Origin of the sequence: Paenibacillus sp. BK720 (genome assembly GCF_011761545.1) — a bacterium.
Classification (GTDB): Bacteria; Bacillota; Bacilli; order Paenibacillales; family Paenibacillaceae; genus Pristimantibacillus.
Window position 1 is genome coordinate 643,761 of the sequence record NZ_JAASRQ010000003.1, and the last position, 13,135, is coordinate 656,895.

The following is a 13,135-nucleotide window of genomic DNA, read 5'->3' on the forward strand; positions in this document are numbered from 1 at the left end:
AGGCGGCTAAATGAAAAAAGCTGTTCCAGTCAGCCTGGAACAGCTTTTAAATCTATTACAGCTTCGAGAAGGCATGATCAGCAGCTGCGAGAGTAGCTGCGATATCTTCTTTCGTATGGGCGGTAGTCAGGAACCAAGCTTCATATTTGGAAGGAGCCAGGTTGATGCCTTGCTCCAACATTAGCTTAAAGAAGCGGCCGAACATTTCGCCGTCGGTATCCTGCGCTTCCTCATAGTTCGTTACCGGATGATTGCAGAAGTGGGTCGAGAACGAACCTCGGATTTGGTTGACCGTAAGCGGTATGCCGTGCTTCGCTGCCGAAACGCGCAAGCCGTCTGCGAGAATTGTTGCCAGATCGTTCATGCGGTCGTAAATGCCTGCTTCCTGTAGCACCTCGAGGCACGCGATTCCGGCCGAGATGGAAGCGGGATTACCCGCCATCGTGCCTGCCTGGTAAGCGGGGCCGAGCGGAGCAACCTGTTCCATAATTTCCTTGCGGCCACCGTAGGCGCCAATCGGCAGTCCGCCGCCGATGATTTTGCCAAGCGCGGTAAGATCCGGCTCGATGGCTTTGAAATCCGGGAAGACATGAAACGTCTGCGTAGTGCCGTAATGGAAGCGGAACGCCGTAATGACCTCGTCGTAAACAACGAGAGCGCCGGCTTCGCGCGTCATTTTGCAGACGCCTTCGAGGAAGCCGGGCTGTGGCATAACCATGCCAAAGTTGCCGACAATCGGCTCCACCATAACGGCGGCCGTATCGTCGCCCCAACGCTCCAGCGCTTCCTTCAGGGCATTCAGGTCGTTAAACGGTACCGTGATCACTTCATGCGCGATGCTGGTCGGAATGCCGGCGCTGTCCGGAATGCCAAGCGTAGAAGGGCCGGAGCCCGCTGCAACCAGAACGAGGTCGGAATGGCCATGGTAACAGCCGGCGAATTTGATGATTTTATTGCGCTTCGTGAACGCGCGCGCGACCCGGATGGTTGTCATGACGGCTTCGGTGCCGGAGTTAACGAAGCGGACTTTATCGAGAGAAGGGATTGCTTCCTTCAGCATGCGGGCCATTTGGATTTCAAGCTCGGTAGGCGTCCCGTAGAGCGTCCCGTTTTGCGCTGCGCGAACGATCGCTTCGGTAATATGCGGATGGGCATGTCCCGTAATAATCGGACCGTAAGCCGCCAAATAATCGATATAGCGGTTATCGTCGACGTCATAGAAGTAGGCGCCTTCCGCGCGCTTCATGAACACCGGCGCACCGCCGCCAACCGCTTTGTAAGAACGGGAAGGGCTGTTAACGCCCCCCACGATATGCTGCAGCGCTTCCTCGTAAAGCGCCTCTGAACGTTTGCGTTGCATGGACATGAAAGAAATCCTCCGTGTTTCGTAATATGTAAGCGTTTGTTTAAAGCAAGCAGCCTGAATGAAGAAAATCGACACTTCCCATTATCGCGCAGTCGGAGCAAAAAGCAAAGTCATGCTGGGGGCTTACCAAACAGATAGGCATAGCAAGCTCTTCTTCTCTACACTTTGTACGAAGAGCAGTATATTTGCCCCAGGAACAGGCAACGGGCTAGTTATGCTGCACCAAATGCAGGATATCACTCGGAATCTAGCCCAATTGGGCAGTAAAGTCTATAATATCCTGCATTCCGTGCAGGATAGATCTGCCTACGGGGCTTAAATACGTCAAGATGCTGTATTTCGTGCAATGTAACCCGCGACAGCTAATGATTAAACAAATGAATGGTTAGTGAGCTCTACCTTTAACCGCATGAATGCGAAAGGACCAGTTCTCGCCGGTTGGCGGAGATCTGGTCCTTTTTTAAAAACTAACTCCCTTTATCTATATCCCTATTGCGCTGTGCCGCTGTCAGTAGTGGTTGTAGTGGTATCGGTTCCGTTCCCGGCACCCGGCGATGGGGATGGCGTGGTTTCCGTATCATCCTTCGCCAGCGTGTCTTGAACCGAAGCCTTCAGTTCATCCAGGTCACGAACGCCAATGACGGCTGCCCCTCCTACATGCTCCTCGGCAATATTGTCCATCGGAGGAATCTGCTGCGTGCCTGCCAAGTGGGAATCGACGCCGAGCTGACCGAGCTTCAGCATATCGGTAACCTGCAGGTTCGTCTCGATGTAAGGCGATACGCTGTCCAGAATCTTTTTCATCTGAACGATGTTCCAGCCCGATTTCAGCTTGTCGGCTACGGCGCCTAAAAATTCACGCTGACGCTCGGTACGGGTGAAGTCGCTCATCGCATCGTGGCGGAAGCGGACGTATTGCAGGGCTTTGTCGCCGTCCAGCAGCTGGTAGCCCTTCTTCAGATCGATATCGTATTTATTTTTATCGGCATTGTCTGTATAATGCATATCCTTCTCAACGTCGAAGTATACGCCGCCGATCGAGTCGACTAAGGCTTTGAATCCTTCGAAATCCGTGTACACATAATATTGAATGTCGAGACCAAGCAGGTCGCCGACGGTCTTCATGGCCAGCTGCGGTCCGCCAAGCGTAATCGCCGTGTTAATCCGGCCTTTTCCATGACCTTCGATATCGACGTATGTGTCCCGGAGAACGGAGAAGAGATGCGCTTTTTTCGTAACCGGGTCAAAGGATGCGATCAGTATGGAATCGGACCGCGGAACCTGATTCTCTTCCAAACCGCGGGCGTCGCCGCCAAGAAGAAGAATATTGACGCGTTCTTTGCCTTCCCATTTCGGAGGCGCTTGAGCGGTGGTTGTATTGTTATCGAATTGGCCAAACCGGGAATCTTCTTTGTTCTTGCTGAAATTGTCTAACGAATTATATACGCCGGTGCCCCAGTAAACCAGGCCGGCGATGGCAATAACTATAACTACGAGAAAACCGCTGAGTACCCATTTCCAAGGTTTTCTTTTCTTTTTAGCTTTTGTAGCCATGACTGTAGTAGTGCTCCTTTCAGCAACTCTTCCTGCAAAGTGTGTAAACCCAAATCAGACAGGCGATTCATCGCTCCCGAACCGATGATGCCTGCCATTTACGCAAAACAATAACTATTGTAATATTACATATCATAAAATTATAAAGCGGAACGATGGATAGACGCAAGTTTTATCGTTTCCCTTGGAAAAAACTCATAATTCCCCGGGAAATGTCGACCGTTCTTAACGGAGAGGAGTTTTAGTAGACCCATGCTGGCGATTGATGTCAAAGATCTGCGAAAGCAGTTTAAAGTGCAAAAGAACAGAGAGGGCTTGTCCGGCGCTCTGAAAGACCTGTTCAAACGAGAATATAACGAGGTAACGGCCGTCAAAGATATTTCGTTTCAAATTCCGCAAGGCGAGATCTGCGGGTATATCGGCGAGAATGGCGCAGGCAAATCGACAACGATTAAAATGCTGACCGGCATTCTGGTGCCGACATCCGGACAACTGAAGGTAAACGGTTATGTACCCTACAAAGACCGCGAAAAATTCGTCGGAGGGATTGGCGTTGTTTTCGGCCAGCGCTCCCAGCTTTGGTGGGATATCGGTGTTATAGAGTCTTTCCAGTTGCTGCGCAAAGTATATCGCGTGTCCGAGGAAGATTTCCGCAAAAGATTGGACAACCTCGTGCAGCGCCTCGATCTTGGCGATCTGCTGAATCGTCCGGTGCGCAAGCTGAGCCTTGGTCAGCGAATGCGCTGCGAGCTTGTCGCATCGCTGCTTCATAACCCGTCAATCCTGTTCCTCGATGAACCAACCATCGGTCTCGATATTATGGTGAAGACGGAAATTCGGGAGTTTCTTAAGGATCTGAACCGTGAGGAAGGGACTACGATTCTGCTTACTACGCATGACCTTCAGGATATCGAAGCCTTGTGCTCGCGGGTGATCATGCTGGACGACGGCCGGATTATTTACGACGGAGGATTGGAGGAGCTGAAGAACCGCTGGAGCAAAGGCCGCGAGATTCAGTTCCAATTCGGCACGCCAACGTCGCTTGCGAAGCTGCAGCTGCTTACGGCGGGACTGGATGTCACCTGGACGATGAGCGAGCAGGGCGCCTCGATGTGGCTGCCTCATACGATTAACGTATCGGACGCGCTTGGCGTAGTTGTAGGAGGGGCGGATATCCGGGATATCAAAATTCTCGAGACGAACACCGACGATATCGTGCGCGAAATTTACCGCTCCGGTTCAGCGTCGGCATCTGCCGCGGCAACGCTGCTGGAAACCGACTCTACAAAGCAGGAGGCCGAGGCGGAGCCCGAGAAGGAGACTACTCTCCGATGATGAGCGCTTACGTCGATTTTATCCGAATCCGGTTTCTGACCATGCTGGCTTACCGCGTTAATTATTATAGCGGTATCATTATTTATGCGATTAATATCGGAGCGTATTATTTCCTCTGGAAAGCGATTTTCGGCTCGGCCGAGACGCTTCAGGGGTTTACGCTTGCTCAAATGACGACCTATATCGCCGTGTCCTGGATGGCGCGCGCCTTCTATTTCAATAATCTGGACCGCGAGATTGCGAACGATATCCGGGACGGCAGCATCGCGATGCAGCTGATCCGGCCGTACTCCTATTTGCTCGTCAAAATGATGCAGGGGCTTGGCGAAGGCTTGTTCCGCCTGATTCTCTTTATGGGGCCGGGACTTGTAATCGTTTGTCTGCTGTTTCCGGTCAAGCTGCCGAAGGATCCGGCTGTATGGATTGTTTATTTCATTATGCTGCTATTCAGCTTGTTCATTAACTCGCAGCTAAACATTCTGACCGGTCTCGCGGCCTTCTTCGTGGAAAATAACGAGGGGATGATGCGGATGAAGCGGGTGCTTGTCGATCTGTTTTCCGGCGTGCTCATTCCGATCGCTTTCTTCCCGGGCTGGCTCAAGGGGGCGATGGAATGGCTGCCCTTCCAGGCCATTACGTATTTGCCAAGCGCCGTGTTTACCGGGCGTACCCCGATGAGCGAGGCTTGGGGCGTTTTGGGCATTCAGGCGTTGTGGTTCGTTATTTTGCTTGTGCCCATCCTATTTACTTGGCGTGCGGCCCGCAAGCGGCTGTTCGTGCAAGGAGGTTAACTCAAGATGCTGTATGCCGTGTTATTCTGGGAATACATTAAAAACTATGCCAAAACACGTCTGACCTACCGCGCCGATTTTTGGGTCGAGGTGCTGTCGGACTTGATGTTCCAAGGGATGAACCTGGTCTTTATCCTTGTCGTGTTCCAGCATACGCCTTCGCTTGGCGGCTGGACGGAATCGGAGGTTATTTTCGTATACGGCTTCTTCATGATTCCGTACGGAATCTTCTCCACCTTCTTCGGGATGTGGAATTTCAGCGAGCGTTATATCGTAAAAGGGGAGATGGACCGCATTCTGACGCGTCCGGCCCACAACCTGTTTCAAGTGCTGCTCGAAAACGTGGATCCGCCGTCCCTGATCGGTTCCGTGGTAGGGGCGGTTATCATGGCCGTCTGCTGGAATGATCTCGGACTGGCGTTCCACTGGTATTATGTCTTGATCATGCTTCTGTTCGTGCTTGGCGCCGTGCTTGTGTACGGCGGGATCTATACGGCGCTGTCGGCGATATCATTCTTCTCGGATGCGCCGACGGGCATCGTGCCGCTTATTTACAACGTGCAGAACTATGGCCGTTACCCGGTCAACATTTATAACAAAACGATTCGGTTTGTCCTGACCTGGCTGCTGCCCTTTGCCTTTGTAGGCGTAATTCCCGCATCGTACTTCCTGGAAAAAAAGGCGGATGACTTGTCTCAGCTGGCCTGGTTTACGCCGGTTATGGGCGTTATCGTATTCGGGCTGGGGCTGGCGCTGTGGAATCATGGCGTGAAGCGGTACCGCGGCGCGGGCTCGTAGACCCCGCAGGTTAAGGCAGGTAATTGGAGGTTAGTGGCATGACTACGATAGAAGTAGGCAAAAAAGCGCCGGATTTCAAGCTGCCGGCATCAAACGGCGAGACGGTGAAGCTTAGCGACTACCGCGGGAAAAAGGTTGTCCTCTATTTCTACCCGAAGGACAATACGCCAACCTGCACGCAGCAGGCTTGCGATTTCCGGGACGCCTATCCGGCTATGGCAGACAGTAATACGGTCGTGCTTGGCATCAGCCCGGATCCGGTTAAGTCGCATGAGAAGTTTATCGGCAAGCAAAGCCTGCCGTTCCTGCTCCTCTCGGACGAGAATCACAAGGTATGCGAGAAGTACGGCGTATGGCAGATGAAAAAGCTGTACGGCCGCGAGTACATGGGCGTTGTCCGCTCGACCTTCCTCATCAATGAGAAAGGCAAGCTTGTCCGCGAGTGGCGCGGCGTAAAGATCAAAGGCCACGTCCAGCAGGTGGCTGACGAGGCGGCAAAGCTATAACGATTGGAAGACGGGTCCTGTGGGGCCCGTCTTTTTTTGTTGAGCTAGAGACTTGGGTAGAGGAAGAGCAGCCACCTGACAACCATATACGAAATTAATTTTTAACGGGGCATTTGCTAGATTTGCCGCTCATATACTCTACTAGTTTGATGACTAACGAGAATAGAGAAGGGTGGCAATAAGATGCGATTGCTGGTGCGGACGGGATTATGTTTGGTTGTGTTATGGTTTGGGCTGCTTGGAGCCGGTCCGGTAACGGAGGAGCGGGGGGAGGCAGCAAGCGAGCTGGCGCATGCCGGGCTGGCAAGCGAGATGGCTGCGGCCGCGACAAGGCCAGCGGCGTATCAGGAAGAAGGGGCGGGCAGTCCGATTCGGGCGGATCAGCTGGTTGACTATAGCGCGGAGGAAGCGAAAACGGCGGCGGTCAAGCCAACCGTCTATTTGACGTTTGACGATGGCCCTAGCGGGAAGACAAAGGATGTTCTGGCCATCCTGAAGCGGGAGGGCGTGAAGGCGACTTTTTTTATGCTGGGCAAGGAAGTGAAGCAGTATCCGGATATCGCGAGGCAGGTCGTCAAGGAAGGCCATGCCATCGGCAATCATACGTACGATCATGTCTATAAAGAGCTGTACAGCAGCTTCTCCGCGTTCGCGAAGCAGGTGATGGACACCGACGATGAAATCTACAAAGTGACGGGGGTACGGACCAATCTGCTCCGCGCGCCGGGAGGGACGTTTGGCAACTTTGACCAAGGGTATTACGACGCGCTTGCGAAGGCTGGCTATATCGTCAACGACTGGAACGTGGACAGCGGCGACTCGGCGCGGGTTGGCGTGCCCGCCAAAGAGATCGTAAGCACCGTTAAAGGCTCCAGGCTGTCCGGCAAAGTCGTTGTGCTGATGCATGACAGCTCTATCCACGGGGAATCAGTAAAGGCGCTGCCGGAAGTGATCGGTTACTTTAAAAATAAAGGCTATCAGTTCGCGGTCTTAACCGAACAGGTTAAGCCCATTCAATTCCGTCTCGCGCCAACGCTCAAGTGGAAGCGTCCCAAGGTAACGGCTCAAGAGACGCAGACTCTCGTGCAATATACGGCCCGGACGAGAACAAACTTACCCGAGCTGAATACCCAAAGCTTAATCATTCATGCCGGCGGGGATGAAATTCCGTTTGCCCCGCAGGATTACAAAATGCTGAACGGCACTATCGATGTGCCTCTAAGACAGCTGGCAATAGGGCTTCATGGGATTATCCGTCTCGACATGGCAAACGGAGTCGTCGAAGCCATGGTGAACAATCAAAGCGTTAGCTGGACGGCAGCGGAGGTAGGAGGCAGCGGAACGTCTCTGCCAAGCCGGATAATAGTGCCTTTAAGAGAGACGCTTCAGCGGTTTCATTTTGGCATAAGCCGAATTACGGTTACGGAAGGCAAAAGAGAGATTTGGATCGGGCCGTCTTCCCTCTAGCAGGTCTAAATAGAGAGGCGCGTGGCGATACTGAAAGATAGAGATGCTATTTTTCAGGAGGTCGATGATAGAGATGATCGTGCCGAAATTCGAAGGCTTGCAGGGAAGAGCGGAAGCGCAGTCTTGGCCGGAGCCGCCGCAGGTGCTGCTGCAAAGGCTTATTCATAGAGTAGATCAGGTGTTGCTAGGGAAAAGAGAAACGGTTATCCAGCTGCTGACGGCTATGCTGGCCGGCGGCCACGTGCTGCTCGAGGACGTGCCGGGCGTGGGGAAAACGATGCTGGCGGGAGCTTTTGCGCGCGTGCTGGGCGGAGAATTCAAGCGGATCCAGTTCACCTCGGATATGCTGCCTGCGGATGTGATCGGCGGTGCGGTCTGGGACAGCCGGATCAGCGAGTTTGTCTACCGGCCGGGGCCGATTATGGCCAACATCGTTCTGGCGGACGAGATTAACCGGACTTCCCCGCGAACGCAATCGGCGCTGCTCGAAGCGATGGAGGAGCGGAGAATCAGCGTGGAAGGGGAGACCCGCAAGCTGCCGGAGCCGTTTGTGCTCATTGCGACGCAGAACCCGTTAAGCTATGAAGGGACCAATACGCTGCCGGAAGCGCAGCTGGACCGTTTCATGATGCGGTTGTCCATTGGCTACCCGTCTATGGAGAGCGAAGCAAAAATGCTGGAGCAGTACGCGTCCGGCACGAGGCTGGAGCCTCAACAGCTGCGCCCGGTGCTGATGCTGGAGGAATGGCTGCGGATGCAGCGCGAGGTGCGGCAGGCGCATGTCCATCCCGGACTGCTCGAATATATGGCAAAGGTGACGGATGCGACCAGACGCGCGCCCGAGCTGGAGCTGGGATTAAGTCCGCGCGCGGGACGCGACTGGCTGCGCGCGGCTCAGGCTAGAGCTTACGTAGAGGGAAGAAGATACGTGCTGCCGGATGATCTGTTCGCAACCGGCGAAGCGGTGCTGGCGCACCGGCTGAACGGCGTGAGCGCCGGGGGAAGACAGGTATCCGAAGCGTTAATCCGAATAATGAGAAGCACGCCGCTGCCCGCGTCCATTGCCCCTGGTCAAGCCGCAGGGAGGCAGAAATGAAGACGCAGGGAAACGACTCGAACGTCATGATGGCGGAGCCGGCCCAAGGACAGCTGGCACAGGGCTTCCCACCGTCGGCCGGCCATAACAAGAATCCGGTCGGGGCAGACAAGAGAGGAACGGAAACGCAGGTGGATGAGCCGGCGCAGTCTGCCCGTCCTCCGGTTTATCGTACCCGCTGGGGAGCCTGGCTCCTCATAGCGGCCGGCTGGCTGCTGAGTCTGGCCGGCATGCTTGCCCGGGGCGGGGCGGTAGAGACCTTTATGCTGATCGTGCTGAGTCTGCTTCCGTTGTTATCGATTTTCATGCCGCTGCTCTCGACCTTTGGCCTTGCGGTAAGCCGGGTTATTACGGAACCCAAAATCAAGGACGGCGAAGAGGCGGTTATACGGCTGACGTTAAAGCGTTCTTTCTTTGTGCCTTTTGCTTGGATAGCCGTTCAGGACGAAATGACCAATACAAGCGCGGCAAAAAAGACGCGCCTGGACTATCGTTATCTTGTGGCGCCTATCCTGCGCAAAGAAGTGGAGATCTGCTACTCCGTTCTCGCCGTCAGGCGAGGGGAGCATCGATTCGGTGAGGTGACCGTAACGGTTGGGGATTGGCTTGGACTTACTGCTTTTCATAAAAAGCTGGATTGTCCCGGCACCTTAGCGGTCGTACCCGCGCTTCCGGAGCAGGGGCGGCGCCGGACGGAGCAGCTGCACGGAGCCGTAGCGGAGCAGGTATCGGGCGATTCGTCCGCAGCTTTTATCAGCGACAGCGGGGAGCTCAGCGATATCACCGCGGACAGGCTGCTGCAGCAAGCCGGAATCGGGCCCGACAGCAGGCCGTACCGGGATGGGGATTCAATTCGGCATATGAATTGGCGGGCTGCGGCAAAAGGACGGGGGATGTTCACGAAGCAGCATCTGCTCGAGCAGCCTGCCGAGATTATTATGGTGGCGGATACGAACGGCGCTGCGTTTAATCATGACGAGCGGTTATTCGACGCATCTCTGGCATGGCTGGCAAGAGGAATTGAAATAGCGGCAGCGGACGGCTGCGATGTCCGGCTCCTTGCAGGGACAGTCGGTACAGGAGGGACCAAGGAGAAGCGGAAGCGGGGCGGTCAAGCCGCCCAACAGGCCAGCCAACTGCTGGAACGGCTTGCGAAGCTGAAGCTTACGAAAGCGGCGGTCTCCTTGGACAGTCTCCGGGCAGAGCTTGGCGGTCTGAAGCCCGGCGGGGTGATCCATGTCTATACCGCTGACTGGAAAAGCGGTCAAAGCTGGGTTCAGCTTGCCGCTTATGCGGCCGATCAGAAATGCAGAATCCGTCTGCACGTCGTCACGAAGCAAGCGGTTCTGACGTTTGCGATGCGCGAGCAGCAGCGACTGCTGGAGCAGGCGGGGTTATCCGTCAATTGGCTCGCCTATCCGGATAAGATGAACCGGCCGACGCATACGGCGGAAGGAGGCGTCCGGCATGCGTGATTCCGCTCCCGATAACGGGTCGTTGGGCTTCCGGGTGCTGACGACCGTATTGTTATTCGGCCTGTTGGCCGAATGGCTGCTGCCGTGGCTCCATTACAAGGAATGGGCGGATGTGTACCAGATCGGCCCGCTGCTGACGGTGATCGGCTGCGTGATGGCGACGGGGCTTTTTCGCCCGGCCTGGTATATATCGCTCTTTATGAACGGCTCCTTATGCGTCTTGACCATGATGCTTCTATTTAAAGGAAATGACGAAAACGCGCTGCAGTGGCTGGCGAATTACCCCGGCATGCTGGCCGGAGATATCAAAGAGCTGTTCACGTACGGCATGTGGACGATGACCAGCGAGCTGAGGACGCTGCTGCTTTTCGTAGGCTGGGCGATGCTGGCGCCTGCGCTGCAGGCGCTTGTATGGCTGAGGCAGGTTGCCTTGGGGCTGGCAGCCATCACGGTTTCTTATCTGCTCATTCTTCACACCTGGGTTGGAATCGACGTGTTTAACGGCTTGCTTCGCGCAACGGCGGAGGGCCTGCTGTTAGGAGCCGTCGTAACGATGGCCAGAGTAAGGCGGATGCAGGGAGGCGGCAGCGAATTCGACCGTCAGCTCCATCCGAAATGGCTGGCTGCGGGAGAATTTCTGGTGCTGCTATGCGTGGGCGTCGGAATGCTGTTATCCAGCGGGCAGCCGAGGCAAACGGAGCCTTCGGCATGGACCGTAAACGCGGCGAACCGGCTTGAACAGGCGATGGTGGAGCTTGGCAAGGAGAATTATTCGGCTGCCATGCAGGCGGCTATGGGCACCGCGGGTCAAAGCCGCGGCATGACCGGGTATGGCTTCGACGACCGGGAGCTCGGGGCTTCCCTATCCCAGGACGACACGGTAGTGTTCAGCGGTTTTTCGCCGGTTCAGACTTACTGGAGAGGCGAATCCAAAGCGGTCTATAACGGCCGCGGCTGGGAAAGCGGCTGGAGCGGGAAGGTGCTGCATCCGGTGGAATACGGAGATAAACCGTCAGCGCTTGCGGTAAACGGTTCCGGGGATGACCGGACCATTCGGCAGACGGTCGTGATGACCGAGCCTTCGGCTTCGCCGGGAATGCCGCTCTTTTTCGCGGGGAGCGGGGGACGCGTGCTTAGTCTTTCGGCGATTGATCCCAACCGGCAATTAAGCACGTATGTGGAGGATGAGCTGGCCGGCGCTCTGTATTCGGCGGATACGGAAGCGCAGGTGGAGCGGTATACCGTCGAAAGCCGGCTTCCGGTAACCGATGCTGCTTTATTGCGGGAAGGGGGCAGCTCCGCCTTAGCGGGAGAAACCGCGGCGCTTGTGCAGACGGAGAAGACGGATCTGACGGATTACCTGCAGCTGCCGGATTCTTTGCCGGATCGCGTGAAGACGCTGGCGGACAAGCTTGCCGGAGCCGCGGGGACCGACCGTTACGATCAGGTGAAAGCGGTCGAGCAATATTTGAAGAACAGCTATGCGTACACGCTGGATAGCGCGGTTCCGCCAAAGGGAGCGGACTTTGTGGACTATTTCCTGTTTGAGCAGGAGCGCGGATATTGCGTGCATTTCTCCAGCGCTATGGTTGTTCTGCTCCGCGAGGAAGGAATTCCGGCCCGCTGGGTAAAAGGCTTTGTTTCCGGCACGCCGGTATCAACGGCTGGCGCGGAGGCTGCCAGCGAAGCCGGGACCCTCTACAACGTGCGGGCGAAGGATGCGCACGCTTGGGTAGAGGTGTACTTCCCCGGCGTAGGCTGGGTGCCTTTTGACCCGACGCCGGGCTTTGCCGGCGGCATGGGTCCAGCGGGAACGGACGCCGGGGCATCGGCGTCAGGCGAGCCGTCATCGGCGGGCGGAGCTGCCGATGATGCGGGGGCGCCAGAGCATGCCACCGCCGGAACGGGCGGCATGCTGGCGCGGTTTGAGGCGGCGGTGGATCACGCCGCCTCGGCGGTGGCGCGAGGGGCGGATGCCCTCGCGCAGGCAATGCGGAGCGCCGCCCGTGGCGCGGCGGCGGCTTCGCCCGCCGCGCTGGCCGCCGCAGGCGCGGCCGCGCTGCTCTTCGCGGCAGGCCTTGCGGCGGCGGCGCAGCGCAGGCGGCTTCGCCTCGCGCTCGCGCTGCGCCGGTACGCCGCGGCGCATGGCGCAGGCCGCGCCGCCGCCGCGCAAGAGCAGTTCGCCGCGGTATCCGCCGCGGCGTGGGTGCTGCTCGGCCGCCGCATGATGGCGCGGCCGCCGCATCATACCGCGCGCGAGTACGCGGACGCCGTGTCGGCGTCGATGCCCGGCGCGCGCGCCGATGCGCTTCGGCGGTTCATCGCCTGGGACGATGCCGGCCGGTTCGGGCAGCGGGGCGAATGGACCGCCCCGCCTCCGGAGGAGCTTGCCGCAGCGATGAACGCGCTGCTCGGCAAGCCCCGAAAAGCCGTTCCGGCGGCCGCGGTTCAAGCCGCCGAATAATCAAAAGCCCGTCCCCCGAGATTAACCGTGGGACGGGCTTTTTTTGCTTAAGGCGCGAAATTCGGCATCCAAATGACTAGTTTGAAGAAGTTAAGGCCCTTTAGGGACCTTAACACTAAAAGGAGGCCGCTACTTTTGCAACTTAAGGTCCCTCAGGGACCTTAAAGCTCACGAAACCGCGAAATTGGGCATCCAAATGACTAGTTTGAAGAAGTTAAGGCCCTTTAGGGACCTTAACACTAAAAGGAGGCCGCTACTTTTGCAACTTAAGGTCCCTCAGGGA

At 56.4% G+C, this 13,135-nt stretch carries 10 protein-coding genes; 8 read left to right on the forward strand and 2 right to left on the reverse strand.

Going from position 1 to position 13,135, the window contains the following annotated elements:
* Positions 1-55: 55 nt before the first annotated feature.
* Both FHT67_RS14895 and FHT67_RS14900 read right to left on the reverse strand, forming a co-directional pair.
* Positions 56-1,366, reverse strand: a complete 1,311-nt coding sequence (locus FHT67_RS14895) for a glutamate-1-semialdehyde 2,1-aminomutase (protein WP_132310078.1) — start codon at positions 1,364-1,366, stop codon at positions 56-58.
* Positions 1,367-1,855: 489 nt separating this feature from the next.
* Entirely contained in the window at positions 1,856-2,920 is a 1,065-nt protein-coding gene (locus FHT67_RS14900) for an LCP family protein (RefSeq protein ID WP_167199392.1), read from the reverse strand.
* Positions 2,921-3,172: 252 nt separating this feature from the next.
* Between FHT67_RS14900 and FHT67_RS14905 the strand changes: the two genes are divergently transcribed.
* From FHT67_RS14905 to FHT67_RS14940, 8 genes are all read left to right on the forward strand, one after another.
* The gene (locus FHT67_RS14905) at positions 3,173-4,255 is read left to right on the forward strand and encodes an ABC transporter ATP-binding protein (RefSeq protein ID WP_132310082.1); all 1,083 of its coding nucleotides are present in this window, start codon (positions 3,173-3,175) and stop codon (positions 4,253-4,255) included.
* Positions 4,252-5,046, forward strand: coding sequence for an ABC transporter permease (locus FHT67_RS14910; protein WP_132310084.1), 795 nt, complete (start codon positions 4,252-4,254; stop codon positions 5,044-5,046). The genes FHT67_RS14905 and FHT67_RS14910 overlap by 4 nt, the downstream gene beginning before the upstream one ends.
* A 6-nt stretch (positions 5,047-5,052) precedes the next feature.
* A complete protein-coding gene (locus FHT67_RS14915; protein WP_132310086.1) occupies positions 5,053-5,844 on the forward strand; it encodes an ABC transporter permease in 792 nt (263 codons plus the stop codon).
* A 38-nt stretch (positions 5,845-5,882) separates the two neighbouring features.
* Complete coding sequence (gene bcp, locus FHT67_RS14920; protein WP_132310088.1) at positions 5,883-6,350, forward strand: thioredoxin-dependent thiol peroxidase; 468 nt, start codon at positions 5,883-5,885, stop codon at positions 6,348-6,350.
* A gap of 183 nt (positions 6,351-6,533) precedes the next feature.
* Complete coding sequence (locus FHT67_RS14925) at positions 6,534-7,817, forward strand: polysaccharide deacetylase family protein (RefSeq protein ID WP_167199395.1); 1,284 nt, start codon at positions 6,534-6,536, stop codon at positions 7,815-7,817.
* 73 nt (positions 7,818-7,890) lie between these two features.
* Positions 7,891-8,913, forward strand: coding sequence for an AAA family ATPase (locus FHT67_RS14930; RefSeq protein WP_167199399.1), 1,023 nt, complete (start codon positions 7,891-7,893; stop codon positions 8,911-8,913).
* Positions 8,910-10,388: a DUF58 domain-containing protein gene (locus tag FHT67_RS14935; protein WP_167199402.1), complete on the forward strand. Its 1,479-nt coding sequence runs from the start codon at positions 8,910-8,912 to the stop codon at positions 10,386-10,388. The genes FHT67_RS14930 and FHT67_RS14935 overlap by 4 nt, the downstream gene beginning before the upstream one ends.
* Positions 10,381-12,852: a DUF4129 domain-containing transglutaminase family protein gene (locus FHT67_RS14940; RefSeq protein ID WP_167199405.1), complete on the forward strand. Its 2,472-nt coding sequence runs from the start codon at positions 10,381-10,383 to the stop codon at positions 12,850-12,852. Before FHT67_RS14935 ends, FHT67_RS14940 begins: the two co-directional genes overlap by 8 nt.
* Positions 12,853-13,135 lie beyond the last annotated feature (283 nt).